General features: G+C 66.4%; 25 protein-coding genes. 8 read left to right on the top strand and 17 right to left on the bottom strand.

Going from position 1 to position 23,781, the window contains the following annotated elements; genetic code table 11:
* Positions 1-16: 16 nt before the first annotated feature.
* Both MXF70_RS03000 and MXF70_RS02995 read right to left on the bottom strand, forming a co-directional pair.
* Positions 17-1,129 (bottom strand): glycosyltransferase family 2 protein, encoded by a 1,113-nt coding sequence (locus MXF70_RS03000; protein ID WP_248517287.1) that lies wholly within the window; start codon positions 1,127-1,129, stop codon positions 17-19.
* Between the two features lie 174 nt (positions 1,130-1,303).
* Positions 1,304-1,891 (bottom strand): DUF7474 family protein, encoded by a 588-nt coding sequence (locus MXF70_RS02995; protein ID WP_248517285.1) that lies wholly within the window; start codon positions 1,889-1,891, stop codon positions 1,304-1,306.
* Between the two features lie 164 nt (positions 1,892-2,055).
* On the opposite strand from MXF70_RS02995, the gene MXF70_RS02990 reads away from it, so the two are divergent.
* The 3 genes from MXF70_RS02990 (at position 2,056) to MXF70_RS02980 (ending at position 4,710) form a co-directional block, all read left to right on the top strand.
* Positions 2,056-2,499, top strand: coding sequence for a DUF7112 family protein (locus tag MXF70_RS02990; protein ID WP_248517283.1), 444 nt, complete (start codon positions 2,056-2,058; stop codon positions 2,497-2,499).
* Between the two features lie 356 nt (positions 2,500-2,855).
* Entirely contained in the window at positions 2,856-3,215 is a 360-nt protein-coding gene (locus MXF70_RS02985; RefSeq protein WP_248517281.1) for a DUF4260 domain-containing protein, read from the top strand.
* 133 nt (positions 3,216-3,348) lie between these two features.
* Positions 3,349-4,710, top strand: coding sequence for a hemolysin family protein (locus MXF70_RS02980; protein ID WP_248517279.1), 1,362 nt, complete (start codon positions 3,349-3,351; stop codon positions 4,708-4,710).
* A 102-nt stretch (positions 4,711-4,812) separates the two neighbouring features.
* Here MXF70_RS02980 and MXF70_RS02975 read toward each other — a convergent pair whose 3' ends face one another.
* Positions 4,813-5,997 carry an inorganic phosphate transporter gene (locus MXF70_RS02975; RefSeq protein WP_248517277.1) on the bottom strand — a complete coding sequence of 395 codons (1,185 nt, stop codon included), beginning with the start codon at positions 5,995-5,997 and terminating at the stop codon, positions 4,813-4,815.
* Positions 5,998-6,194: 197 nt separating this feature from the next.
* On the opposite strand from MXF70_RS02975, the gene MXF70_RS02970 reads away from it, so the two are divergent.
* Positions 6,195-6,602 carry a hypothetical protein gene (locus MXF70_RS02970; protein WP_248517275.1) on the top strand — a complete coding sequence of 136 codons (408 nt, stop codon included), beginning with the start codon at positions 6,195-6,197 and terminating at the stop codon, positions 6,600-6,602.
* Between the two features lie 73 nt (positions 6,603-6,675).
* Here the strand turns inward: MXF70_RS02970 and MXF70_RS02965 are convergent, their stop codons facing one another.
* The 6 genes from MXF70_RS02965 to serA all read right to left on the bottom strand — a co-directional run bounded on the left by MXF70_RS02965 (position 6,676) and on the right by serA (position 14,013).
* Positions 6,676-8,907: a DUF4397 domain-containing protein gene (locus MXF70_RS02965; RefSeq protein WP_248517273.1), complete on the bottom strand. Its 2,232-nt coding sequence runs from the start codon at positions 8,905-8,907 to the stop codon at positions 6,676-6,678.
* 369 nt (positions 8,908-9,276) lie between these two features.
* A complete protein-coding gene (locus MXF70_RS02960) occupies positions 9,277-9,981 on the bottom strand; it encodes a DUF5828 family protein (protein WP_248517271.1) in 705 nt (234 codons plus the stop codon).
* Positions 9,982-10,052: 71 nt separating this feature from the next.
* Positions 10,053-10,325, bottom strand: coding sequence for a DUF8007 family protein (locus tag MXF70_RS02955; RefSeq protein ID WP_510631685.1), 273 nt, complete (start codon positions 10,323-10,325; stop codon positions 10,053-10,055).
* A gap of 568 nt (positions 10,326-10,893) precedes the next feature.
* Positions 10,894-12,033: an outer membrane protein assembly factor BamB family protein gene (locus MXF70_RS02950; protein WP_248517267.1), complete on the bottom strand. Its 1,140-nt coding sequence runs from the start codon at positions 12,031-12,033 to the stop codon at positions 10,894-10,896.
* Positions 12,034-12,154: 121 nt separating this feature from the next.
* The gene (locus MXF70_RS02945; RefSeq protein ID WP_248517265.1) at positions 12,155-12,316 is read right to left on the bottom strand and encodes a hypothetical protein; all 162 of its coding nucleotides are present in this window, start codon (positions 12,314-12,316) and stop codon (positions 12,155-12,157) included.
* A 107-nt stretch (positions 12,317-12,423) separates the two neighbouring features.
* The gene (gene serA, locus MXF70_RS02940; RefSeq protein WP_248517263.1) at positions 12,424-14,013 is read right to left on the bottom strand and encodes a phosphoglycerate dehydrogenase; all 1,590 of its coding nucleotides are present in this window, start codon (positions 14,011-14,013) and stop codon (positions 12,424-12,426) included.
* A gap of 122 nt (positions 14,014-14,135) precedes the next feature.
* Between serA and MXF70_RS02935 the strand changes: the two genes are divergently transcribed.
* On the top strand, positions 14,136-14,942 hold the full coding sequence (locus MXF70_RS02935) for an N-acyl homoserine lactonase family protein (protein ID WP_248517261.1): 807 nt from the start codon (positions 14,136-14,138) through the stop codon (positions 14,940-14,942).
* Positions 14,943-14,992: 50 nt separating this feature from the next.
* On the opposite strand, the gene MXF70_RS02930 is transcribed toward MXF70_RS02935, so the two are convergent.
* Both MXF70_RS02930 and MXF70_RS02925 read right to left on the bottom strand, forming a co-directional pair.
* Complete coding sequence (locus MXF70_RS02930; protein WP_248517259.1) at positions 14,993-15,277, bottom strand: amphi-Trp domain-containing protein; 285 nt, start codon at positions 15,275-15,277, stop codon at positions 14,993-14,995.
* Between the two features lie 83 nt (positions 15,278-15,360).
* Positions 15,361-15,801: a dCTP deaminase/dUTPase family protein gene (locus MXF70_RS02925; RefSeq protein WP_248517257.1), complete on the bottom strand. Its 441-nt coding sequence runs from the start codon at positions 15,799-15,801 to the stop codon at positions 15,361-15,363.
* A gap of 119 nt (positions 15,802-15,920) precedes the next feature.
* On the opposite strand from MXF70_RS02925, the gene MXF70_RS02920 reads away from it, so the two are divergent.
* Positions 15,921-16,124 carry a DUF5800 family protein gene (locus MXF70_RS02920; RefSeq protein ID WP_248517255.1) on the top strand — a complete coding sequence of 68 codons (204 nt, stop codon included), beginning with the start codon at positions 15,921-15,923 and terminating at the stop codon, positions 16,122-16,124.
* Between the two features lie 80 nt (positions 16,125-16,204).
* On the opposite strand, the gene MXF70_RS02915 is transcribed toward MXF70_RS02920, so the two are convergent.
* Both MXF70_RS02915 and MXF70_RS02910 read right to left on the bottom strand, forming a co-directional pair.
* Positions 16,205-16,780 carry a hypothetical protein gene (locus tag MXF70_RS02915; RefSeq protein WP_248517253.1) on the bottom strand — a complete coding sequence of 192 codons (576 nt, stop codon included), beginning with the start codon at positions 16,778-16,780 and terminating at the stop codon, positions 16,205-16,207.
* Positions 16,781-16,832: 52 nt separating this feature from the next.
* Complete coding sequence (locus MXF70_RS02910; RefSeq protein WP_248517251.1) at positions 16,833-17,498, bottom strand: DUF7097 family protein; 666 nt, start codon at positions 17,496-17,498, stop codon at positions 16,833-16,835.
* Between the two features lie 410 nt (positions 17,499-17,908).
* Here MXF70_RS02910 and thsA point away from each other — a divergent pair, with 410 nt between their 5' ends.
* Together thsA and MXF70_RS02900 are read left to right on the top strand one after the other, a co-directional pair.
* Complete coding sequence (gene thsA / locus MXF70_RS02905; RefSeq protein WP_248518353.1) at positions 17,909-19,591, top strand: thermosome subunit alpha; 1,683 nt, start codon at positions 17,909-17,911, stop codon at positions 19,589-19,591.
* Positions 19,592-19,933: 342 nt separating this feature from the next.
* On the top strand, positions 19,934-20,353 hold the full coding sequence (locus tag MXF70_RS02900; protein ID WP_248517249.1) for a hypothetical protein: 420 nt from the start codon (positions 19,934-19,936) through the stop codon (positions 20,351-20,353).
* A 22-nt stretch (positions 20,354-20,375) separates the two neighbouring features.
* On the opposite strand, the gene MXF70_RS02895 is transcribed toward MXF70_RS02900, so the two are convergent.
* From MXF70_RS02895 to MXF70_RS02880, 4 genes are all read right to left on the bottom strand, one after another.
* Entirely contained in the window at positions 20,376-20,960 is a 585-nt protein-coding gene (locus MXF70_RS02895; protein ID WP_248517247.1) for a GNAT family N-acetyltransferase, read from the bottom strand.
* 4 nt (positions 20,961-20,964) lie between these two features.
* Positions 20,965-21,282, bottom strand: coding sequence for a cupin domain-containing protein (locus MXF70_RS02890; RefSeq protein WP_248517245.1), 318 nt, complete (start codon positions 21,280-21,282; stop codon positions 20,965-20,967).
* Between the two features lie 81 nt (positions 21,283-21,363).
* A complete protein-coding gene (locus MXF70_RS02885; protein ID WP_259370409.1) occupies positions 21,364-22,875 on the bottom strand; it encodes an MATE family efflux transporter in 1,512 nt (503 codons plus the stop codon).
* A 77-nt stretch (positions 22,876-22,952) separates the two neighbouring features.
* Positions 22,953-23,645, bottom strand: coding sequence for a TetR/AcrR family transcriptional regulator (locus tag MXF70_RS02880; protein WP_248517243.1), 693 nt, complete (start codon positions 23,643-23,645; stop codon positions 22,953-22,955).
* Positions 23,646-23,781 lie beyond the last annotated feature (136 nt).

Below are 23,781 nucleotides of genomic sequence, written 5' to 3'. Positions count from 1 at the left end.
AGCGGCCCGTGCACTCTCAGTGCTCGTCGTCTCCGCGCTCGACGGACTGGATGCGGTACGGCACCTCGCCCTTGTAGTGGATCTTCGTCAGCATCTCAGCGAGGATGCCGAACATCAGCATCTGGAACCCGAAGAGAATCAGCGCGACCGCCAGCACGAGCCGCGGGAGGTGGGGCAACAGTGCGTCCCCGAGCGCGTACTTCATGAACACGGCGTGGCTGCCGATCAGGCCGCCGACCGCCAGCAGGAGGAGGCCGATGCCGCCCATGATATGCATCGGGCGCATCGAGTACTTGTTCCAGAAGATGTTGAAGGCGAGGTCGACGAATCCGCGCACCAGCCGGCCGGCGCCGTACTTCGTCGAGCCGTGGGTTCGCGGCCGATGGTCGACCGGCTCTTCGGTGATCTTGTAGCCGCGATCGTAGAGCTTCGCGGGGATGTAGCGATGCCCCTCGCCCCGGAGGTTGAGCTCCGCGACGGCCTCGCTCCGGTAGGCCTTCATCGTGCAGCCGAAGTCGTGGATGTCCGGTCCGGTAAACCGCGCGAGGTAGGTCTGGATCCCCGAGGGGATCGTCTTCGTGATCGGATCGTCGCGGTCCCGTCGCCAGCCCGAGACGCAGTCGTAGCCGTCGCCGAGCCGATCGAGAAGCATCGGAATGTCGGCCGGGTTGTTCTGGCCGTCGGCGTCCAGCGGAACGACGTAGTCGCCGGCGGCGGTGTCGAAGCCGGCACAGAGCGCTGCGCTCTGGCCGAAGTTTCGTCGGAGGAAGATGCCCGCGACCGCGTCGTACTCCGCGGTGAGCTCCCGGATCACGTCGGCGGTCCCGTCAGTGCTGCCGTCGTCGACGAGCAGGATCTCGACCGGTCGGTACGCTGCCATCGCCTCGCCCGCCACCACGTCGACGATCTCCTCGATCAGCGGCCGAAGGTTCCCAACTTCGTTGTACGCTGGCAGGACGATCGACGTGACGACGTCGTCGGGCGAATCCGCGCCGACCGTCGTCGCGATCTCGGGAGCGTCGGCGTCGGCATCGTTGCCGTCGTCATCGGTCGCCGCGGCGCTGCCCGAGTCCGTCGATTCGGCAGCGTCGGCGGCGTCCGCCGTCTCGCTCTCCAGATCCGACCCCATTGGCGCCTGCTCCGATCCGCCGTCACTTAGCGATGTTGCTCTCCCATCATCGGTACCGAACGAGTCCCTCCGCACCGTCGCTCTCGCAGACACCAGCGGCTCGCTCACTCACCCACTCACTCGCATACACTGTCACGCCCTCTCTCTCTCGCTCTCTCTCGCTCTCGCTCGCTCTTACGCCCGTCGCTCGATCACGCGCTTTGCGGCGGTCGCCTTCTCCTTCCAGCCGTAGCCCTGCTCGTAGACGTGGCGTTTGTCGTCGACGAGCGCCTTCGGATCGGACTCCTCGAACCCGCCGCGGGCCCAGGCACCGCTCTCCTCGAGCCACTCCACGACGCGTTCTCTGGTCTCCTCCCAGGAGAGCCCGACCATCTCGTAGTAGGCGATCATCGCGAACACGCCGTTGTCGTGACAGCCCGGCACCGTTCCCCGCTCGTAGACCGTCCGCAGCGGCTCGTGGGTCGGCGTGCTGATCGCCTCGGTGCGCTCCTCGGGCGTCAGCATCTCGAGGGCGTCCCCGTCCTCGCGCACCCGCTGCTCGCGGCGGAGGCGCGCGAGCGCGCCGTCGTGCAACGGCGACCATTCGCGGGGCACGCGCCGCCGGAGCTCCGTCGCCGGCAGCGGTCCAGTCGAGAGGATCGCCAGCACGTCGGTGTAGGCCCGCTCGATCTCCGACCGGGAGCGGCCGCCGAAGTCGCAGTCCGGGTCGTGCAGGTCCGTCGTCGACCGGCAGTCCGGACACGGGTACGCGAAGTGCGACACTGGGGATGGCTATCTGCTCCGGTCGCTTAGCCGTGACGGTCGGCTGGGTAGGCTTGGATTGTGTGGTTGTGCGTGTGTGGTTGGGCTCGATGGTCGGGCCCTCTCGGCACCGGCTGAGCCCGGTTTTCGCCACCGTTTTGCGCCCGCGACGCCCACTGACGGCCATGAACCGCGTGCGCTCGGAGGGCCTCCAGACGATCGACGCGAGCCTCGTCGGCCACGGCGCGATCGACCGCCCGGCCATCGAACTGCCGACGGACGTCGACACCGGCCCGGACGGGCCAGTGCCGACAGACGAGATCCTCCGGATCGTGCTCGACGGCGCGACGCGACACTGCCGGTTCGAGACGTACTCCGGTAGCGTCCGCGCGACCGGCGTCTTCGACACGTCAGATCTCGTGCGCTCGCCCGGCGACGGCGAGAATCGGCTGCGCGAATGGTTGGGCGACGCCGGGCTGTCGCTGGGTCGGACCGTCCACCTCGACGTGATCGAAGCCGGGTTCGCCTACGGGCTGCGAGCGCCCGGGGAGTCGATCGTCTACGACGCGCCCTCGAGCTCGCCCGACGACTCGCTGGCCTCCATCGCCGAACAGCTCGACGGCGAATAATTCGAAGCGTTGGGTGGCGTTTTGCTCTACGTTGCTGCATGAATCGCATGGCAGCAGACGGCTTGGAAGCCCCCTCCCGCTCGCGCACGCTCAGTCGTTGCGCTCCTCGCCTCACTCCGTTCGGCTGCGGTGCTTACTTCCTGAGCCCACGCGAGCGGTCGGCCCCTTCCATTCCCACCCGATGGTGGCTGGTCAGGGCTCACGAAAACACGGTGGGTGGCGACATCGCCGATACCTCTGTGGGCTGCGTCATGGAGCGTTCGGCGGTCGGCGGTGGCGGTCGTCGCGGTGGGTGATCTCGCGTTCGCGGGGGCGTAGAGGTACACGTTTTTCTCGCCGGCCCGCGAGCGACCTGCATGGACACGAGGCTGTTCTTGCGATTCGAGGCGCTGGCCGTTCTTATTGCGGCGGGCGTCGGCTACCACTGGAACGGGGGTGGGATCCTGCTGTTCGCCCTTCTCCTGTTCGCGCCGGACCTGTCGTCGGCGGGCTACCTGCTCGGCGACGAGGTTGGAGCGTTCACGTACAATCTGGCGCACGTCTACACCTGGCCGCTGGCACTGATTGGGGTCGGACTCTGGAGCGGTGCGGCGCTGGCGACCAGTGGCGGGCTCGTCTGGCTGTTCCACGTCGGAATGGACCGCTCGATCGGCTACGGGCTCAAGGAGGAGAGCTTCCGAGACACTCATCTCGGTCGGATCGGACGATCGGAGTAGTTCGCGGCGCACGGAACACTGTGGTTCGCGCGAGGCTGTGACCGACGGTTCGGAGCATTTGCCGGCTAGAACTGCCCGTTTCCTCGTGCCAGGTCAACAGACTTACTTTAGTACCCGAGCAACTATCGGCTCGATGCATTGGGTGCCCGTACTGACGACTCCTGAGTTCGTCTTGCAGCTCGTCGACCCCTCCACGTCGACGATCACCATTCTCGGCGCACTGTCGATTCTGCTGTTGCTGGGTTTCTCGGCGTTTTTCTCCTCCTCGGAGATCGCGATGTTCTCGCTGCCGGCCCACGCCGTCGACAACCTCGCCGAGGAGGATCTTCCCGGATCCGGGACGCTGAAATCGCTCAAGGACGATCCCCACCGGCTGCTCGTGACGATCCTCGTGGGCAACAACGTCGTCAACATCGCGATGTCGTCGATCGCGACGGCTCTCGTCGGAATCTACTACAGCCCCGGGACGGCGGTGCTGGTGAGCACGTTCGGAATCACGATGATCGTCCTGCTGTTCGGGGAGAGTGCACCCAAGTCCTACGCGGTCGAGAACACCGAGTCGTGGGCGCTCAAGGTCTCCCGCCCGCTGAAGTTCTCGGAGTACGTCATGCTCCCGATGGTCGTCCTGGTCGACTATCTCACGCGGATCCTCAACCGCGTCACTGGGGGCAGATCCTCGATCGAGAGCACGTACGTCACCAGATCGGAGATCAAGGACATGATCGAAACCGGAGAGCGCGCCGGCGTGCTGGAGGAGGACGAACACCAGCTGCTCCAGCGCATCTTCCGTTTCAACAACACCATCGCGAAGGAGGTCATGACGCCCCGTCTCGACATGACGGCCGTCGACGTCGAGGCGAGCGCCGACGAGGCGCTCTCGACCTGCGTTCAGAGCGGCCACGCCCGGATCCCCGTCTACGAAGGCAGCCTCGACAACGTCATCGGCGTGGTCCACATCCGCGACCTCGTCCGGGACACACAGTACGGCGAGAACGACGTCGACATCCGCGACCTGATCAACCCCACGCTCCACGTCCCAGAGTCCAAGAACGCCGACGAACTGCTCTCGGAGATGCGCGAGGAGCGCGTTCACATGGTCGTCGTCATCGACGAGTTCGGCACCACGGAGGGGCTGATCACGATGGAGGACATGGTCGAGGAGATCGTCGGCGAGATCCTCGAGGGCGAAGAGGACGAGCCCATCGAGCGAGTCGACGACAACACGCTCGTCGTCCGAGGCGAGGTCAACATCGAAGAGGTCAACGAGGCCCTCGACGTCGACATCCCGGAGGGCGAGGAGTTCGAGACCATCGCCGGGTTCATCTTCAACCGTGCGGGCCGGCTCGTCGAGGCCGGCGAGGAGATCAGCTACGAGAACATCGACATCCGCGTCGAGCGCGTCGAGAACACGCGCATCCTCGAGGCCCGCCTCCAGAAACACGAGGTCACCGAGGCCGAAGCCGAGGCGCTGGCCGAGGACGAGGCCCAGAACTGAGGCGCCGACGCGTCCGGGGCAGCCGTCGATTTCTCCAGGACTTCATTTTGCTCAGCACACGCTCTCCGGTAGCGAAGCCGGTCGGACAACCCCGCCGCGTGCCTACAGCCCGAGCGCCAGTGACATCACGGTATAGAGACCGAACCCGAGGCCGATCGCGAGCACGAGCGACCCGATCCACGCCAGTACCGTGTAGCCCATCTTCGATTTCGAAACGCCCTCGCCGCCAGCGTAGCCCGCACCGACGATCGAGGAGACGATGATCTCGTTGAAGGAGACCGGGATCCCGAAGAGGACGGCGGCCTGTGCGATCGCGAAGGAGGGAATCAACGCCGCGATCGATCGGCGCGGTCCCAGCGAGGAGTAGTCCTGTGAGATCGCCTTGATCATTCGCGGCGCACCGGTCCATGAGCCGACGAGCAGGCCGAACCCGCCGCCGGCGAGCACAGCGAACACCGAGACGTCGTAGGGATCGAGCAGCGGCAGGAGCGGGCCGATCGCCAGCCCGACCTGGCTCCCACCCGCGGAGAAGGCGACGAGCCCGCCGAGCGCGAGCAGAAACCGTCGCTGGCCGCGAGCGGCGTCGATCCCCATCTCACGGTAGAGCACGCCGGCGAACAGGAGCGCGACGGCGACCGTCGCGAGCGCTTGCCCGACGGTCGGTGACGCAGGAACGCCTGCGCCAAGCCTCGCGGCGATCGTCGACCCCTGTCCGTCGGCTCCGAGGAGCGCGATCTGGACGTTCGCGATCAGCGCCCCGACGACCGCAGCGAGTGCGGGAAGAAGCCGTTCGTCCCGAACACCCTCCCGGCGGAGCAGTCGTGCGGTGAGGAAGGCGATACCGCCGCCGACGAAGGGGACGAGGACCCAGAGGCTGGTGATCTCGACGTACTTGTCCCAGGCGGGATCGCCACCCATCGCCAGTCCGACGCCGACGACGGCACCGGTGACGGTGAACGCCGTCGCGATCGGATAGCCGGCGAAGATTCCAACTGCGACGAGCGCCGCGGCGATCGTCAGCGCGAGCGCCGCCGCCTGCGCGGTGAGTGGGTCGCCGACGATGAGCTCGCGGCCGACGGCCTCCGTGACGTTCGCGCCCTGGACGACGGCGCCGGCGAAGCCCAGCAACCCGACGATGAATCCCGCCCGCATGATGGAGATCGCGTTGGCGCCCACGGCGGGCGCGAAGGGCGTCGAGCCGGAGGAGCCAGCGCCGATCGCCCAGGCCATGAACAGACTCGCGAGTCCGGCGACGAGGAAGGTCGCGATCGTCGCGGGATCGACCATTCGTCACGGGATTCTCGGCCGCGATACAATAGGCTACCGGGACCGGATACCTGGCAGGCCTGGTGGGGAGACTGGGAACTTCGTCCGATCGGTCGCTCTCTCGTCTCGGCCGGTGCGTAGAGACAGCGGGACGGCATCGAACGGCCCGGACGACGCAGAGCGCAACGCAGTTGACGCCGGCGGGGCTGTCGGTGGGTATGAACGCGGAGCGTCTCGAGAGGGTGACGACCGTCGCGGGGATGATCGTCGGCGTCGGCGGTGGCGCACTCGCGGTCGCGGGGACGCTCTCGCCTGAAGCTACGCCGGCGGACGTGGCCTTTCTTCTCCTCGGCCTGGTCTGCGTGCCGCTCGGCCTCGTGATCGCGGCGGCCGGCCGTCGACTGGCCAACCGGACCGAGGCCAGCGATTCCCTGCTCGTACGTGGCGGGTTCGGGCTCCACCTGTTCGCGCTGCTCGTCACGGTCGTGCTCGGTATGGGCTGGCTGCTCCGCGGTGCCGGGAGTGTCCCCGTCGCTGCAGGTTGCTGGGGGTTCGCCGCCGCCGGTTACGCCGGGCTGTCCTACGGCTGGGATCGGGCGACGGGAACCGACGTCGACGCGGTGTGAGTCGATAGCTGCGGAGGGCAACCGGCGGGCCGCACGACTGAAACTCTCGCAGGATGGCCACCGCCACCGCCAGTCAGGTGGATTCGTTCACGCCACCGCCTCCGTCTCCGTCTTCGACATCGGTTCCGTTCTCACCCTCTCCCGCGCCGTCGGCGTCATTCTCGGTCCCAGCATCGGGCCCACTGTCTGAGCCGGTCTGGTTCCCAGCGCCGCTCCCGTCATCGGTATCGGTGTCGTTCCTAGCGCCGGTCCCACCATCTACATCGGCCTCACCATCGGCACCGGTCTGATTCCCGCCGTCGGCATCACCGTTGCCCCCAGCGTCGGTATCGGACTCGTTCCCGCTGTCAGTCCCGTTTCCATCTGCAGCTTCGGACTCCGATTCGTCCCCATTATCCTCGGAGGGATCACTGTCTGACTCATCGTCTGTCTCGCTGGCGTTCGCGGGACGATCGTCGATCGTGTTGTCGGTCCCGTCGATCCCCTCCACCGAATCGCCCTCGGATCCGAACGTGATATCCGTGAACGTGTTCCCGGAGGACAGGTCTCCAACGTAGATTTCGGCGCCGCCGTTGCCGGTGGTCGTGACGTCGGTGACGGTGCTGTCGAAGACTTCCTCGAGCAGCGCCACGCCGTGTTCGGCGTTCCCGGTCGTGGTCGCCCCGGTCACCTGTACGCTGCCTGAATCGAACACACCGATTCCGCTCGCGCCGTTATCGTTCGCGACGACCGAGCTGAGTTCGGTTCCAGCTCCGACCACGAAGAACCCGTGGTGACCGTTGCCGATCGACTGGACGTTCTCGATGCGCGCCGTAGCGGGGCCGGCCGAATTGACTGCCCAGGTGTCGACGCCGACCTGCACGCCGTTGTCCCAGTTCTCGACCCGCAGATTGCGGACCGTCACGTTCTCTACCGTCGACCCGGCCGGGTCGTAGACGTGCACGCCGACGCTCAGGTCTCCGCCGGAGCCACTGACGACGAACCCGCCGCCGTCGAGCACGACGTCACTGCTCTGAATCGCGAGACAGGTCTGCCGGACGATCCCGTTGCCGATGTCGATCGACTGGACGTTCGTGCTCCCGAGGTTCTGGGTCACCTCGAACGTCCCGGGCTCGTCGATGACCCGGCACTCATCGACCGTCTCCGAACCGGCCTCTGACGTGGTGTCGTCCGTTCCGTCGTCGCTGGAAGAATCATCGCCGCTAGCAGCATCGCCGTCGCCATCGCCACTCTCGGCCCCGTCGTCGGTTCCGGGATCGCTCTCGTCCTCACTCTCGTCGGTCGATTCGCCGTTCGAATCGCTATCGTCGTCCGACCCATCCGCGTCATCCGAGCTATCGCCGCCGCCATTGGCTGTTGCATCGTCGTCAGCGTCGGCGCCGTCATCGTCGTCAGCGTCGGCGCCGTCATCGTCGCCAGCATCGTCTCCGGCGTCATCCTCGGTGTCGTGGTCTGTTTTACCCTCATCTTCTCCCTCATCGTTCGTCGCTCGATCGCTTGGCAGCGCAACGGTCTGGGAGGCGTCCTCCGAGAGGACGATCTCGACGGGGATGTCCGCGGGCGCCTCGTCGGGGAGCAGATAGCCGACGGCGAACGCTGAGTACGCCGTACCGTTCTCGAGGGACGCGTCCACGGTCGTGAGAATCGACCCGTCGTTGTCCTCCGTTTCGGCCCTGATCTCGACGGTGTAGTTGCCGGCGGGGACGCTCACGTACTCCGAGGCGTTCCGGAAACTCACGTTCTCTGCGAGGACGACGTTCCCGTTGGCGGCGGTGACGTCCACGGCTGGCGCGTCGGGCACGAGGTGGACGACGCGGAGTGCGCTCTCGTTGGCAGCGGGCGTGAGGCCGTCGTCCTCGAACGCGATCGGTTCGAACGCCGTCGCGGCGCTCTCACTGACCTCGCCGCTAGCGGCGACTGTCGTTACGGATCGGGGATCGAACGTGACCTCCTCGTCGAAGACGATAGCGTCGGAATCAGTCGCCGACGCGATGGTCACGTTGTACGTCCCGGCCTCCACAGTGAGGTAGTCGCTGACCGTCCCGAACTCGACGCCGGAGAGAACCGTCTCGTTGTCGATCGTCACGTCCACCGCTGGTGCGTCCGGTGACGCGTGGACGACTCTGACGAACGAGGTTTGCTGTCGGTCGCTCTCGTTGCCGGCGGTCAGTCCGTCGGCGTCTTGTTGGGTGGCGTCCTGCTGGAGATCCAGCGCTACGACGCCACCGAACGCGACGGCGCCCCCGACCACCGCGATCGCGAGCGCGACGACGAGTACTGTTTTGAAGCGTACGGAGGGCGCCACGCTTGGACCCTGGGTCCAGCCACCCTTTGTTATAGAATTGGTATTTGTCACCGCCGAATCATTCCGGCTGATTACCGCACCTGGCCGTGACGCGCTGGCGCCGAACGTAGCAACTGTTCGACTATTCGTTCGGCGCGGGTTTCGAGAACTCGCCGCTGGCGTCTGGGGAGAAACGAGGTGCACGCAGCGCTGCCGGTCGGGCAGTCGACGCGAAGGACGACCAACAATGCGACCGTACTGCGAGTAGTATCAGTTTCGAACACAGAGTGGGGGCGGGGAGCATCCGACGCCGTCGACGATAGCTGCCCAACGAGCGGGTTGTCAGTAACGAGTGTGGAGCTGTGCGCGAGAAATGGTCGGGTCGAGCGCTCAGTTCGTCGTGTGTTTCGAGCGCCCGTTCCCGTCCTCGGCGGGCGTCTCGACGCCCTCAGCGGCTTCGACGTGTTCGGTCTCTTTTTCGGTGTCGACGTGCCAGCGGTCGACCTCGTCCTCGTACTCGCGAAGGCGGTCGCCGACCTCGGCCTTCAGCTCGTCGTCGTTGACGTTCACCTCGAACACGAACGACTCGTCGCCGCGACCGCTCTGCTGGAGGTTCGCAGAGATCAGCGCGTTGTCGAAGTAGTAGGGTGCGAGCTGGGTCATCACGCGCTGGTAGACCGTGTCCTCGACCTTGCGCAGCGCCTTCCGGCCGGCGGAGTCTGCGGCGCGCGTGACGTAGTCGATAGACTCACTCCACTTCTCTCTCGCGCCGGCCGCGTCGCCGTCGCTCTCCAGTTTCTCGTAGGATTCGGAGAGCTTCTGGCCGGCGTTGCGGACGTCGTCCTCTGGCGATTCCCCGGCCTTCTCGCCCTCGCCTTCGCCGACGCTGGCTTGCTCGGCGGTCTTCTCGGGGACGTCCTCTTCGATGCGCTCGTGGGTCTTGGGCCGCCACTCCTCCCACTCTTCGAATGCCGCGACGAAGGGACCCTCGTCGTTGACGTCGAGATCTCTGAGGGCACGGGTGATCCGCTCGCCGTGCTCGACCATTGCCGGCCAATCGCCGGTGACGCGGAAACCGGAGACGCGCTCTTCCATCTGGTGGGAACGTGGGTCAGAGGGCCTGCGTGATATGCGTTCTGGCTCGCTGGTCTCCCATTGGTGGCGACCTAGGCCCCGTAGATGATCCGGCTCGCGAGCGAGTCGAGTTTCGCCCGGAGCGTTCCGATCGCGACCTCGTGGCGCACGACCGAGGTCACCTCGCGCTCTGGGAGTTCGATGCGCTCGCCGTCGAAGGGGTTCTGGCCCCCGGCCTGGTCGGCGCTGTCTCTGGCGTCGCCGGCCGCAGTCTGGGCCTGGCCGTCACCGTCGGCGGCCTCCTTCGCGTCGATGACCGTGGTCACGCTGCAGCGACCACAGGCTTCTGTGCGTTTGCCTCCCATGGTCAGTATTCACAGATGGATAGGTGCAGGACGCGCATAAAGGTTGGCCGGGTCGCGTTCGGCAGTGTTCAGATAAGCAGCTTTCAGCGCGACAATTGCCTCGAAAGCCCTCGTCCGTCTCGACTTCCGCCGGAGCAAGCTCCGGCGTCGTCACGCTCGCTGGCACTCGCGTGACTCCCGCGGCTCGCTGTCACCGAAAATCGAAGATTTTCGAGATCACGAAAGATCTCCGATCTTTCGGACGACGCGCTTTGCTCGTTCGCTGCGCTCCCTCGCTGCAGTGGCCGGAGGTTCCCTCCGGCAGTTGACGAGCTCCGCTCGTCATCGCTTGCGTCGCCGGGGTTCGTCGAGACGGCCTCGCCCTTTCAGTTTGCCAGAAGACAGAGTCTTCTGGCCGCCCGAAAATCTCCGATTTTCGTAGGCCGCCAGGATGCGGATGGTTGGGCCGGCCGTTCCTCGGCGGTTGAATCCTAATCTGAACAGTGCCGCCGCGTTCTGGCTTGTCGCTGCGCAGGTAGCATTTGCACTCTTGGGCAGAGTTCGGTAATGCCTCCTGGACCACACGCTGTCACGCGCGGGCGTACGCCCGCAACGTCTGCCCGTCGACGACGAGGAGATGTCCGTCGGCGATCGCCGGCGAGACGTGCGTTCCCTTGCCCTTCTCATACGAACGGACCTTCCCGTCGGTCGCGGAGAGCACTGTCACGGAGCGACCGATCGACCCGGCCACTACGGTATCCCCCACCAGGATCGGATTCGAGTAACTGTCGCCGTGGAGGCCGTGGTCGTCGGTCCGCCACTGGACGTCGCCGGTCTGGCGGTCGATGGCCAGTACGTCGAAACCAGCCGTCGCGTAGATCGTTTCGGTGCCAACTGCCGGTGACGTCCAACAGCCGCTCTCCTCGACCGACCACAATTCCTCGCCCGTGGCGAGGTCGAGCGCGACGATCCCGTCGCCCACGACCGCCGCGTAGACCGTTCCTCCGTCGACCGCCGGACTCGAGGTCACCCTGTCACCCGGATAGAACCAGCGCTCCGAACCGTCCGCACGCTCCCGACACCGAACCCCCTCCTGGCCGGGCACAACCACGCAGTCATCGACCAGCGCTAGCGAGAGGTCGACGAAGGAGAAGCGGCTGTGGGGCTCGTAGGCTGGCTCCTCTCGCGTCCAGGCCACCTCGGCGTTCGCGCGATCAATGAGGACGGTCGCCGCATTCGTACGGACAGCCACAGCGTCGTCGTCGGCAACCGGTGCGTGGGGCCGTCCCCCCGCGAGCGACAGCCGCCAGTCGGGGTCGCCGCTGGGATCGAGTCGAACCAGTGCGCCGTCGTCGTCTTCTGACGTGGTCGGTACGAAGATCCCGTCGTCGAGCGTGGGCGTCCCCGAAACGTTCGCCTGGAACTCGAAGAGCTCGAACTCACCAGACGCGATAGAGATCGCTCGCAAGGTGTCGCGGTTCGCCACGTAGACGGTGCCGTCCGCCGCGACCGGCGACGACGTCACTTCACCGACGTCGACGGCCCAGGCCTCCGAGAGGGAGTGTGGTGCAGTCCCGTCGCCGATGGCACCACGGTTTCGCTCGTCGTACGCGACGGTAGGCCAGTCGGTGTCGGGCCAGTCGCCCCCGGAGGACCCGCCGCTCTCGACGCACCCGCCGACGGTGAGAGCGATTCCGCCGGCGAGGACCCCTCTCCGGGTATAATCCATACTGCCTGTACACGTTCAACCATTGGTAATTGTTGCGAATAATAGGGCCATCGAGCGAGCTCTCGCGGACCCCGTTGATCCTCGATCAATTGTCACGGCAGCGCCGAATTTCGTCGTCGGATCAGTACAGTGCCGTGGCTGTCACCCCGATGCCAACGAGGAGTAGTATCATTCCTGGCGCTGCTGCATGGTCATCCGACGGATGGCTGGCGATTGCAAGCAATGCCGTGCCGACGATGCTGCTCTGGAGCCCTGCGAAGGCTGCTCTGACGTCGCTGTCCATAGTTGGTAGCAACGGCTCGGAAATGGAATAAATCCCCGTGTACGACGTTTGGGGCGAGCGATCGATGCCGTCCCCGGAGAGTTACGATAGGACGCCCGAACAACCGGTCACTCCCGGCCGTCGAGCGTGATCTCGCGGATCTCGGTGATCCGGTCGTCGGCGAGCAGTTCCTCGACGACGTCGTCGGGCACATCGTCGTCGAGGTTGTAGACGGTCAGGGCCTCGCCACCGATGGTCTCGCGGGCGTTGAACATCCCCGCGATGTTGACGTCGTGACTGCCCAGCGTGGTGCCGATGAGGCCGATGACGCCGGGCTCGTCGCGGTTCCGGGCGACGAGCATGTGGCCGTAGGGAATCGCGTCCACGCGGTAGCCGTCGATGCGGACGATGCGGGGATCTTCGCCGGCGAAGAGCGTGCCGTCGACGCTGATCTCCTCGCCGTTGTTCGCGACGGTGACGCGGACGACGCTCTGGAAGTCCTCGGTCTGGTGGGATTTGGACTCGGTGACGTCGACGCCGCGGTCCTCCGCGACCTGCGGGGCGTTGACGGCGTTGACCTGCCACTCGAGGGGCTCGAAGACGCCCTTGAGCGCCGAGGCCGTGACGAGATCGAGATCTTCCTCGGCGATGTCGCCTTCATAGCGGACCTCGACGGACTCGACGCGGCCGTCGAACAGCTGGGCGGCGATCTTGCCGGCGGTCTCGGCGACGTCGATGTACGGCTCGATGCGCGGAAAGGCGCTCTCGTCGACGGACGGTGCGTTGAGCGCGTTCAGGACGGGTTCGCCCTCGAAGGCGGCCAGGACCTGCTCGGCGGTGAGCGTTGCGACGCCGGTCTGGGCGGCGGCGGTGCTCGCGCCGAGGTGGGGCGTGGTGACGATCTCGTCGACGTCGAGCAGCGGCGAGTCCTCGGGCAGGGGCTCCGTCTCGTAGACGTCCAGCGCGGCGCCCTGCATGACGCCGTCGTCGACGGCTTCGGCGAGTGCGTCCTCCTGGATGATCCCGCCGCGGGCGCAGTTGATGATGTAGCCGTCCTCGAGCTGGGCGAACTCCTCCTCGCCCAGCAGCCCCTCGGTGTCTGGGGTCAGCGGCGTGTGGACCGTCGCGACGTCCGCTTCCGCGAGCGCGTCGTCGAGGTCCTCGTAGAGCGTCGCGCCGATCTGCTCGGCGCGTTCGGCGGAGATGTAGGGATCAAAGGCGACGACGTCCATCCCGAGCGCGTCGCACTTCTTGGCGACCTGCTGGCCGACGCGGCCGAGGCCGACGACGCCCAGCGCCTTGCCGTTAACTTCGGTGCCGAGATACTCGCTTTTGGCCCACTCGCCGTTCTGGAGCCGGCTGTGGGCCTGCGGGATCGAGCGCGCGGCAGCGAACATCATGCCGACCGTGTGCTCGGCGGTCGCGCGGACGTTCGGGTCCGGCGCGTTCGCGACGATGACGCCGTGGTCGGTCGCCGCGTCGATGTCGATGTTGTCGACGCCGATGCCGGCGCGACCGACGATGACGAGGTCGTCGGCAGCGTCGAACACTGCCTCGTTGACGTCGGTGCCAGAGCGGACGATCAGTGCGTTGGCGTCCGCGACCGCGTCGAGCAGGGCGTCCCCTTCGACGTCGTAGGCCGTCTCGACCGTGTGGCCCGCGTCGCGGAGGAACTCGATGCCCTCCTCCGCGATCGGGTCGGTGACGAGTACCTTCATACCTCCGGCAAGCCGTGGGGGGCCGTTAACGGTTGCTATGTGGGCGCCAGCGGACGCTACCGTGTGGGACCCGATCACGCACGACCACCGACACGTAAGCGGCTGGCGACCCGAGCGATCCTATGGTCGACGCGACGATTCAGGGCATCCACCGCGGCACGATCTACAGCGACGTGAACTTCCACCTCGAAGCAGCGACGGTCTCCACCGCGACCGAGCCCGAACCGACGGCCGAGCGAATCGAGACGCCGATTTACAATCTCGTGATTGAACACCCGGAGGGGACGATCCTCTGGGACACGGGATCACACCCCGACGCCGGCGACGGGCACTGGCCCGCGGCGACGTACGCGACCTTCGAGCAGCCCGACGCTGTAGATCATCCACTCGAGGCGGACCTCGCGGACGCGGGCTACGACCTCGCAGATATCGACGCCGTCGTCTGCTCGCACCTTCACGTCGATCACGCCGGTGGCCTCCACGCCTTCGATGGCACGAATACCCCGATCTACGTCCACGAGAAAGAGCTCCAGTTCGCGTACTACAGCGCCTGCACGCCCGGCGGCGACGGTGGCGGCTACGTGCGCGAGGACTTCGACCACGACCTCGACTGGCGAATCGTCCACCAGGATCGGACGCAGTTCTTCGAGGGAATCGAGTTCATTCGCCTGCCCGGACACGCGCCCGGACTCATGGGCATGCTCGTCCACCTCGACGGCTATGGCTCGCTCCTCTTCGGCAGCGACGTCGCCGAACTCGAGGCGAACTACCACGACGAGCGGCCACTCGGCGCCAGTCTCCTGCGGGATCGCCAGGCCTGGACGGAGAGCATCCGGACGCTCCAGGACCTCGAGCGCCGCCACGACGCCACGGTGATCTACGGCCACGACCCCGATCAGCACGAGCGGGTGCTCGAGGGCTGGGGCTAAAGGAGAGAAATCCGGGGGTCAGCGGCTCCACCTTCGTCGGCTCGAACCCGCTACTCGACGGTCAGCTCGCCGCCCGCGGCTTCCTGGCCCTCCTCGGCCTCGTCCCACTCGATCTCGAGCTCGATCGAGCGCTCGGTCATCGCGCCCTCCGGTCCCTCGTGTTCGACGGCGACCTCGAACTCGGGCTCGGCGGGCACGTCGAGGCTCACCGATTCCTCGCCCTCGGTAAACGTGACGGTTGCGCCGCGATCCAACGACTCCGCGACGGCGCGCAGGTACTCGGCGATCTCCGCGCGTTCCATCCGGCCCTCGCTCTCGAAGACAGTCTCTTCCATGGAATCGGGTAAGGCGGCCGTGGAGATAAAGGCGCGCGTCTTGGGCGGTAAGCAGTGCTACTGGGCGGCGATCGCGCGAGGGCTCACGGCTCGAGCAGCGTCGAGATCCGGGCGTTCTCCTTGAGTCGGAGGCCGGCGCCGCCAACGGCGAACGGGATCCGCTCGATGGTCTCGACGTGCAGCGTCGGGTGGCTCCCGCCACGCTCCAAGATCGCGTCGCGGGGCTGGAGGACGAGGCGGCCGTCGCTGGCGTCGATGCTCCCATCCACGGCGACGGTTTCGTTGAACGCGACGACGTACTGCCCGGCGTCGAGGTGCCACCACTGGTAGTCGTCGTCCTCGTTCCGCCAGACGCGTTCGTGTGGTTCGATATCGGCGGGTTCGAGCTCGCCGCCCCCGAAGTCGACGCGACCAGGCGATGCGATCTCGTAGATTTCGGCGGCGGTGAGATCGATCGCGGCTGCGTCCTCGTGGACCTGCGTCTCCGCGTGAACGATGCCCTCGACGTGGTCGGTAATGGCCATGCCCGGATGATCGGCTGCCGGCGGCAAAAGCGGTGGGCCATCGCCTTGAGAGCGTTCGATCGGATGGCGGTATTCGTGGACGGCGAGGCGCTTTTCAGACCCCGGACCGAACGACGGGTATGACGTCACTCGCGTTCGACGAGCAGGGCGTCGACGTCGTGTACGAGGGAACCGAGTTCCGCCTCGAGAAGGAACTCATCGAGGAGGCCACCCAGAAGTCGTACTGGGAGGTCACCGATCACGAGGTCCTCCAGATGGTCGAGAAGGGGCCGGATCTGCGTGGGGAACCCCGGCGCGTCGGCGACATTCTGCAAGCACACTGACGGCCACCGTCGGACTCTGCCCGGCTGGCGCGGGGGAGGTCGGTGCTGCAGCGGTTTCCAGGCGGCTGGAACCTACGGGCTCATTCACAGCCGGGGGGTAGCGGATCCTCGTAGCTATCGCAGGTGACAGTCACCGCGTAGCTCTCGATCGTCGCGTCTGCATCCGAGGGCACGTCGATACTGTACCCCAGCGTGACCGTTTCTCCCGGCGGCGTCTCTAGCACATCGATCTTGTCGTACTCCCGTTGCGTACTCACTCGTATCCACTGATTGGAGTCCTCTCGCGGCTCATCGATCGCGTAGCCGGTCAGGATGATTCCGTAGTGATCCATCGGCGCCGCTTGATCCGCCGTGTTCCGGAGCGTGATATCGAGTTCGAGTCGCTTCTCCGCGGCTTCGACCTCCTCGATCGCCACGACGGAGACGCTCTCTTGCACCGAGGCGGGGGAGACGTCCAGCCGCCGGGCCATCCCGCTCTCGCCAGTGGGACTCGGCCCATCGCCTTCGTCGTCGGTACTCCCCTCGCCAGTATCGTCTCCTGCGTTCCCGTCGTTCGAGTCGCCGTCCCCGCCGCCCGAACTGTCGATACAGCCTGCGACGGCAGCGGTGCCTGCCGCGACGCCGATCCCCTTCGAAAGAACTGTACGTCGCTTCATACCGGATCGGTGGCTTCGTCGATTGAAAACTGTGGCTCTTCTCCGAGGACCGTCAGTCCTCGCCGAACCGCTCGGCCGCAGTATCGAAGCTCGCTTCGTCGAACTCCCTGCCGCGGCGCTGTTCCCGCGCCGCGATCGCTTCGGGATCGGGCGAAACGTCGTCGTCGATGCGGGCCCAGGATTTGTGGACCTTGGTGTGACACCAGCGGCAGAGCGCGACGGTGATCTCGTGGTCGCCGTCGGTTGGATCGTCCTCGCCGTCGGGCGCTTTCCCGTCTCGCGGCTCTCCGCCGTCGCCGTCTTCTCGCGGGCGCTGCCCGCTCGAATGGTCCGCGGAACTGCGTTCCGCGATACTCGACTGTTCCGAGGCGCTTCGCGCCTCGTTTCCAGCATAGGACAGGTGGTGCTCCTCGATCAGCGGCCGATCGCTAGAGTGTGCCATCCGGCGCTCCTCGATGCCACAGCGCCGGCACTCCTTGCCGTCGGTGGTCGAGGTGAAGTTCGGGCACTCGCTGGCGTCCCACTCGCGGTCGGCGTCGGGGTTCACCACGGGACACCGGTACTCGTCGTCGCGGCGCTCCTCGGCGAACGTCGGATCGGCGGTGAACCGATCGAACGCGAACCGGCAGGTCCCCTCGTCGGTGCAGTGATTGCAGCGGTCGACGTGATCGTAGGGATCGTCGACCCCGACCGGGGTGCCCGTCGGCGTCTCCTCCATCGACCTCGATCTCGGGCCGGATCGACCAAAAGCCCTCCGAGGCCGAGCAGTACCGCGTCGGTGACGTCTGGAGCGAGGAAAGCTGGACGACCGGCGAGGAGACGACGAAGTCGTCGAACTCAGCGGCGTTGCGTCCCATCGGGTCGGCCCTGTGTGGCTGCGTGCTCGAACGGTCCCTTTCGCGAGACTCGATTTTCACAACTCCCGGATCGAGATGCCTAGCCGATACGGAATCGCCCGACCGTGAGTCCTCGAAAACTGGAAATTCGGCACGGGAATAGTATATAAAACCCTGCCCGTCACCGAGTGACACACCCAACGAACGCGTCCGCGTCCCGCGATACGCCGACGGGCTGCAAAAGGTTTATATAGAATCACAATCAATCATCCGGATACCTATGTCACAGCAGATGGGCAACCAGCCGATGATCGTGCTCTCCGACGACAGTCAGCGCACGTCGGGGAAGGACGCTCAGTCGATGAACATCACCGCCGGCAAGGCGGTCTCCGAGTCCGTTCGGACCACACTCGGTCCGAAAGGAATGGACAAGATGCTCGTAGACTCCACGGGTAACGTCGTCGTCACGAACGACGGCGTCACCATCCTCAAGGAGATGGAGATCGAGCACCCCGCGGCCAACATGATCGTCGAGGTCGCGGAGACCCAGGAGAGCGAGGTCGGCGACGGGACGACGACCGCAGTGGTCGTCGCCGGTGAGCTGCTCAAGAAGGCCGAGGACCAGCTCGACCAGGAGATCCACGCCACCACCCTCGCGCAGGGATACCGACAGGCCGCCGAGAAGGCCAAGGAGGCCCTCGAGGGCATCGCCATCGACGTCGAGGAGTCCGACACGGAGATCCTCGAGAACATCGCCGCGACGGCGATGACCGGCAAGGGCGCGGAGAACGCCCGCGACCACCTCGCCAGCCTCGTCGTCCAGGCCGTCCGCTCCGTCGCGGACGAGGACGGCATCGACACTGACAACATCAAGGTCGAGGACGTCGTCGGCGGCGCCATCGAGGAGTCCGAGCTCGTCGAGGGCGTCATCGTCTCGAAGGAGCGCGTACACGACGACATGCCCTACGCCGTCGAGGACGCCAACGTCGCGGTGCTCGACGACGCACTCGAGGTCCGCGAGACCGAGATCGACGCAGAAGTCAACGTCACCGACCCCGACCAGCTCCAGGAGTTCCTCGACCAGGAGGAAGAGCAGCTGAAGGAGATGGTCGACGAGCTCGCCGAGGCCGGCGCCGACGTCGTCTTCGCACAGGACGGCATCGACGACATGGCCCAGCATTTCCTCGCACAGGAGGGCATCCTGGCCGCACGCCGCGTCAAGTCCAGTGACGCCGGCAAGCTCGCCCGCGCGACGGGCGCCAATGTCGTCTCCAACGTCTCCGACGTCGAGGCCGACGATCTCGGCTTCGCGGGCTCCGTCGCCCAGAAGGACGTCGGCGGCGACCAGCAGCTCTTCGTCGAGGACGTCGACGAGGCGAAGTCCGTCACGCTCATCCTGCGCGGCGGCACCGAACACGTCGTCGACGAGGTCGAGCGCGCCATCGAGGACGCGCTCGGCGTCGTCCGCACCACGCTCGAGGACGGCAAGGTCGTCCCCGGCGGCGGTGCACCCGAGATCGCGGTCGGCCTCGCGCTGCAGGACTTCGCCGACTCCGTCGGCGGTCGCGAGCAGATCGCCGTCGAAGCGTTCGCCGAGGCCCTGGATGTCATCCCGCGCACGCTCGCGGAGAACGCCGGCCTCGACCCGATCGACTCCATCGTCGAGCTACGCTCCGAGCACGCCGACGGCGACTCCAACGCCGGTCTCGACGCCTACACCGGCGACGTCACCGACCTCTCCGAGGACGGCGTCGTCGAGCCGCTCCGAGTCAAGACCCAGGCCATCGAGTCCGCTACCGAGGCGGCCGTGATGATCCTGCGCATCGACGACGTGATCGCCGCTGGCGACCTGAAGGGTGGCCAGACCGGCGACGATGACGAAGGCGGCCCCGGCGGCCCCGGTGGCGCGCCCGGCGGAATGGGCGGCGGCATGGGCGGTATGGGCGGCATGGGTGGCATGGGCGGCGCGATGTAAATTCTGTAGAAGACAGAATTTCATCGGGGACCGATCCTCGATCGGTCCTGGCGATGTGAAGTCGGCCACAGCCCACTCCACACCACACCGGTTCCACACGCCACGAATCGCAGGCTGACCACGCCACGCTGGGCGTGCTCCCCACCACGCTGTAGCGTGGATCAACTGATGCGAATTTCCGTCGGCTGACCACAGTGGTCGGCCGTTTTTTTTTCGACGCTTCCCGACAGTGGCAGCTAGATCGGTGGAGTGCTCTGGAGCCTGTTGGCGATTCCGGGGCCGGGGATTCCTGCAAAACCGCTCAGCAAAACGATCATAAGCGACCCGTCACAAGCGACGACCATGGCAACGCTGGCGTCGCGCGCCCGGTCGACCGCGGCCTCGACCAAGTGGTTCGTGGAGGCGTTCCTCGGACTGGCCTTCATGCTGGGCGGCGCCGCGAGCGTCGTCAACGAGGTCGCCGGCCAGCCGCTCCCCGCTCCCTACTTCGGGGCTGCGGCGCTCGGGATCGCGACCCTCGCGACCTACCCATTCGTCACCGGGACGCTCTCGACGGAGTGGCTCGGCAACTACCTCCTCGGGTTCCTGGGCGTACTGCTGGTCCTGCTCGCCGCCGGGCTTGCCACGGTGGCGTTCGGGCTGGCATCCACCGATGCCATCCCATCGGTGGCCGTCGTCGCCGTTGGGAACGTGGCAGGAGTGGTCGTGGCGATCCTGGCCGACGACCCGCTACGGCGGCCGCAGCTCGCAGACACCGACTGAGGGCGCCCTGGAGGCGGGCCCGCTACAGCGACTTTCTGTACAACAGGACTTCGAATTCGCGCCACTGCACCGTCTCCTCGTGATCGTAGCCAAAGGATTCGTAGAGTCGCTGTGCGCCGTCCTGTCGAGCGGTCGTGTCGAGGACGAGCGTCTCGTACCCCAGTTCGCGGGCGCGTTCCTCCAGTCGATTCACGAGCCGGGTGCCGACGCCGCGACGCTGAAACGCCGGATCGACGCGCATCCGCGTGACCTCGCCGGCGGGCTCGTCGTCGGGCCGGACGATCGCGTCGGCCTGGAACGTCCCCTCGCCGATCGGTTCGAGGGCGCCCATGCCGACGATGGATGGGTCGCCGCTGGACTCAGCGTGGTCTTCGCCCGCTACCTCCGCGACCAGGAAGTCGCCGCCGACGTCGACGTAGTTCGCCTCGACGTCCTCGAGGTCCTCGTCCATTCCCGACTCGACGGCCTCCTCGGCGTAGGCGTCGACCTGCCGGAGCGCGACCTCGTTGAGTTCCCGCAGTCGCGGCGCGTCGGCCGGCTCGGCACGGCGGATCGTGACGTCTCCGTCGGCGTCTGCGGCGTCGCCGGTGTCCTGGGCTCCCGTCACGGAATCAGGGTGCGCCGGCGAGGACCCACTGACTGTCCTCGTGGACCGTGATGTCCCGACTGGCGCCCGCGTCGATCCGGACCGCGTCACCGGCATCCAGGTCGACGTCCTCGCCATCGATCGTCACGGTGGCCGCTCCCGAGAGCAGCACGTAGATTTCTTCTTGCCCGTCCTCGGCGTGGTCGTGTTCCATACCCTCCCAGCCCTCCTCGGCGTCGAGAACGGTGACGCCGAGATTCTCCGCGTCGAGTGGATCGCGGAGGAAATGCATGCCCGGTGCGGCCGGCTCGACGGTCTCGTAGTTGACGGTGTCGTAGGACATCACGTGACCGTACGGGAGCCACGCACTTCATGGCTGGTCAGCCGGCGAGCGATGCAGTGGCCTTTCCGCGTGATCGCCGGCTCAGTCGTCCGCTGCCGGTGCCGGGCCGGGTCCCTCTTCGGTCAGGTCTGCGTCGCGCCAGGTCCCCCGCGAGAACCACGCCCAGGCCATCACGGCCGCGGCGACGTTCGAGACGGCGAACGCCAGCCAGATTCCCTGTTCTGCCATCGAGTACTCGAGGATGTCGGCAACGAGCGTGTTTGCGAGGAAGGCCGCGCTAAGCGTCCCGAAGCCGGGAACCTCGATTGTGAGCTCCGCGACGTCGATCGGTCGCGAAGCGACCCAGGCGAGCGGGACGCGGATGAACCCGAGCATCACGATCGCGAGCACTGCGGCGGTGAGCGTCCGTCCCGCACCGCGGAACCCACCGGAGTAGGCTCGAACCACGCCGATGAAGCCGAAGGTGGGCGCGGTCCAGCGCAGGAACTCCGAACCGACGCGCACCACTTCGGGATCGTCGCTGAACACGTCCACCACGGCTGGTGCCGCAACGAAGACCACAACCCCAACGGCCGCGAGGATCAGGAAGGAGGCCTTCGCAGCGAAGTCGTTCGCGACGGCTGCGCGGTCGGGCTTTCCCGCACCGATGTTCTGGCCAGTCATCGTCTCGACGCCACGATCGACCGCGATCGCGGGCATGAAGATCAACGAGAAGATCCGCGTTCCGACGCCGAACGCGGCGACGACGGGTGTGGAGAACGTCCCGACGACCAGCAACATCGCGTTGACAGAGATCGACCGACCGGTCCCCTCGATCGAGGCGGGGAGACCGATCCGGGCGAGCCGGACCATGTAGCTCGGCGACGGGATCATCTCGCGTGGGCGGATCTGCACGCCCCGACGGCCCCGGAGCATGATCCCGAACCCGACGAGTAGCGCGAGGGCCCGGGAGAAGATCGTCGCGATGGCGGCGCCCTGAACCCCGAGTTCGGGGAACGGTCCGACGCCGAAGATGAGGAACGGATCGAGTGCGACGTTCAACACGACCGTTCCAAACATGACGAGCATCGGCGTCACGGTGTCGCCGGCTCCGCGGCTCAGCGCGATGAACACGCCGAACCCGAACAACGCCCAGAGTCCGACCGACATCACTTCGAGGTAGGCCGTCGCGTCAGGTGCGACGTCGGGTGCGGCGCCGAGGAAGCGAACGAAGTCCCCGACGAAGAAGAATCCGACCGCTCCGAGGAGGACGGAGAGCAAGATCGCGAACGTCACGGTCTGGGAGGCTGCATACTGCGCCTTGCGGTCCTCCCCGGCCCCTGTGTACTGGGCGACCAGCACGCTCCCCGCGACCGAGATCCCCATCGCGAGCGAGATGAGGAAAAAGACGAGCGGAAACCCGAACGTGATGGCTGCCAGCGCGTCGGTGCTGTACTGGCCGAGCCAGAAGGTGTCCGCGAGGTTGTAGGCGACCTGCAAGAGGTTCGTGATCACGATCGGTGCCGAGAGATACAGCAGTGGCTTCCCGATCGGTCCCTCCGTCAGCTCGAGGTCATCCTGGTCGCGGAACACGGCCGTGATCTTCTCGACGATCGAGTCCGACTCTGTGGCCGGATCGGTGCCGTCCGCCCCGGATCCGTCGTCCCCGGTCGAATCGTCCTCCGGTTCTGTCACTCGTCGGACGCCCCCGTTGTCTCCCCACCGTCGGTCAGTTGCTCGCTCGCCTTCGACTCCGGCTCAGCGCGCCCGGCGTTCGCGTCCACGAGGTGGCCATCGAGATAATCTTCGAGGGACGCGACTGCGCAGTCGACCGGCACCTCTGCGACGACGTGACGGGCGCCAGCGCCATCGAGCACGACGAGCACGAACTGTGCGACGTGATCGGGGTCGATCTCCTCGTGGTAGGTCCCCGCTGACTGCCCTGCCTCGACGAGTTCGGTGACGGTCTCGGTGACGAAGTCGTCGAAGCGAGCGATGCGCTTCTGGAAGGCGTCCTGGTAGGGCGCCTGGGCCTTGATCTCCAGCATCGCGGTTCGGAACTCCCGCGCCTCGCCGTCGTTCGGGGGGTGGAGGACCGCCGAGATGAACGCGCGCAGTCGCTCGTCCGGATCGGTTGCGTCGACGTCCTCGGAGAGCTCCGCGTCACCCTCGACGCCGTAGCCGCCGACGCGGTCGGTGAACCGATCGTACATGTGATCGAGGAACGCGATGAGCAGTCCCTCCTTGTCGTCGTAATGGTAGTGGAGGGCTGCCTTGCTTCGGTCGGACTCCTCGGCGATGTCCCGCATCGTCAGCTCCGCATAGCCGTGATCGCAGAGGGCGCGAAAGGTCGCACCCATGATGTCTGCAGCAGGATCGTCCATCACGACAACCTGACCAACCGGTCAGTCAAAAGGGTTCGGAAACCACGCTGGACGTGCCGGTTGCTCACGGGCGCTGTCCGGACGGTCATCGAATCGCCCACTGCGTCCCCAAACCCTCATCACGCAACCGGGCGAC

This window comes from Salinarchaeum laminariae, assembly GCF_023204835.1.
GTDB lineage: Archaea > Halobacteriota > Halobacteria > Halobacteriales > Salinarchaeaceae > Salinarchaeum > Salinarchaeum laminariae.
The sequence above is the reverse complement of the archived record's forward strand: the minus strand, read 5'-3'. Positions and strand labels throughout refer to the sequence as shown.

Coding starts and splice junctions, on each gene's coding strand:
- MXF70_RS03000 (WP_248517287.1), bottom strand. CDS start 1,129: ATGGGGTCGGATCTGGAGAGCGAGACGGCGGACGCCGCCGACGCTGCC.
- MXF70_RS02990 (WP_248517283.1), top strand. CDS start 2,056: ATGAACCGCGTGCGCTCGGAGGGCCTCCAGACGATCGACGCGAGCCTC.
- MXF70_RS02985 (WP_248517281.1), top strand. CDS start 2,856: ATGGACACGAGGCTGTTCTTGCGATTCGAGGCGCTGGCCGTTCTTATT.
- MXF70_RS02980 (WP_248517279.1), top strand. CDS start 3,349: ATGCATTGGGTGCCCGTACTGACGACTCCTGAGTTCGTCTTGCAGCTC.
- MXF70_RS02975 (WP_248517277.1), bottom strand. CDS start 5,997: ATGGTCGATCCCGCGACGATCGCGACCTTCCTCGTCGCCGGACTCGCG.
- MXF70_RS02970 (WP_248517275.1), top strand. CDS start 6,195: ATGAACGCGGAGCGTCTCGAGAGGGTGACGACCGTCGCGGGGATGATC.
- MXF70_RS02960 (WP_248517271.1), bottom strand. CDS start 9,981: ATGGAAGAGCGCGTCTCCGGTTTCCGCGTCACCGGCGATTGGCCGGCA.
- MXF70_RS02955 (WP_510631685.1), bottom strand. CDS start 10,325: ATGGGAGGCAAACGCACAGAAGCCTGTGGTCGCTGCAGCGTGACCACG.
- MXF70_RS02950 (WP_248517267.1), bottom strand. CDS start 12,033: ATGGATTATACCCGGAGAGGGGTCCTCGCCGGCGGAATCGCTCTCACC.
- MXF70_RS02945 (WP_248517265.1), bottom strand. CDS start 12,316: ATGGACAGCGACGTCAGAGCAGCCTTCGCAGGGCTCCAGAGCAGCATC.
- serA (WP_248517263.1), bottom strand. CDS start 14,013: ATGAAGGTACTCGTCACCGACCCGATCGCGGAGGAGGGCATCGAGTTC.
- MXF70_RS02935 (WP_248517261.1), top strand. CDS start 14,136: ATGGTCGACGCGACGATTCAGGGCATCCACCGCGGCACGATCTACAGC.
- MXF70_RS02930 (WP_248517259.1), bottom strand. CDS start 15,277: ATGGAAGAGACTGTCTTCGAGAGCGAGGGCCGGATGGAACGCGCGGAG.
- MXF70_RS02925 (WP_248517257.1), bottom strand. CDS start 15,801: ATGGCCATTACCGACCACGTCGAGGGCATCGTTCACGCGGAGACGCAG.
- MXF70_RS02920 (WP_248517255.1), top strand. CDS start 15,921: ATGACGTCACTCGCGTTCGACGAGCAGGGCGTCGACGTCGTGTACGAG.
- MXF70_RS02915 (WP_248517253.1), bottom strand. CDS start 16,780: ATGAAGCGACGTACAGTTCTTTCGAAGGGGATCGGCGTCGCGGCAGGC.
- MXF70_RS02910 (WP_248517251.1), bottom strand. CDS start 17,498: ATGGAGGAGACGCCGACGGGCACCCCGGTCGGGGTCGACGATCCCTAC.
- thsA (WP_248518353.1), top strand. CDS start 17,909: ATGGGCAACCAGCCGATGATCGTGCTCTCCGACGACAGTCAGCGCACG.
- MXF70_RS02900 (WP_248517249.1), top strand. CDS start 19,934: ATGGCAACGCTGGCGTCGCGCGCCCGGTCGACCGCGGCCTCGACCAAG.
- MXF70_RS02890 (WP_248517245.1), bottom strand. CDS start 21,282: ATGTCCTACGACACCGTCAACTACGAGACCGTCGAGCCGGCCGCACCG.
- MXF70_RS02880 (WP_248517243.1), bottom strand. CDS start 23,645: ATGGACGATCCTGCTGCAGACATCATGGGTGCGACCTTTCGCGCCCTC.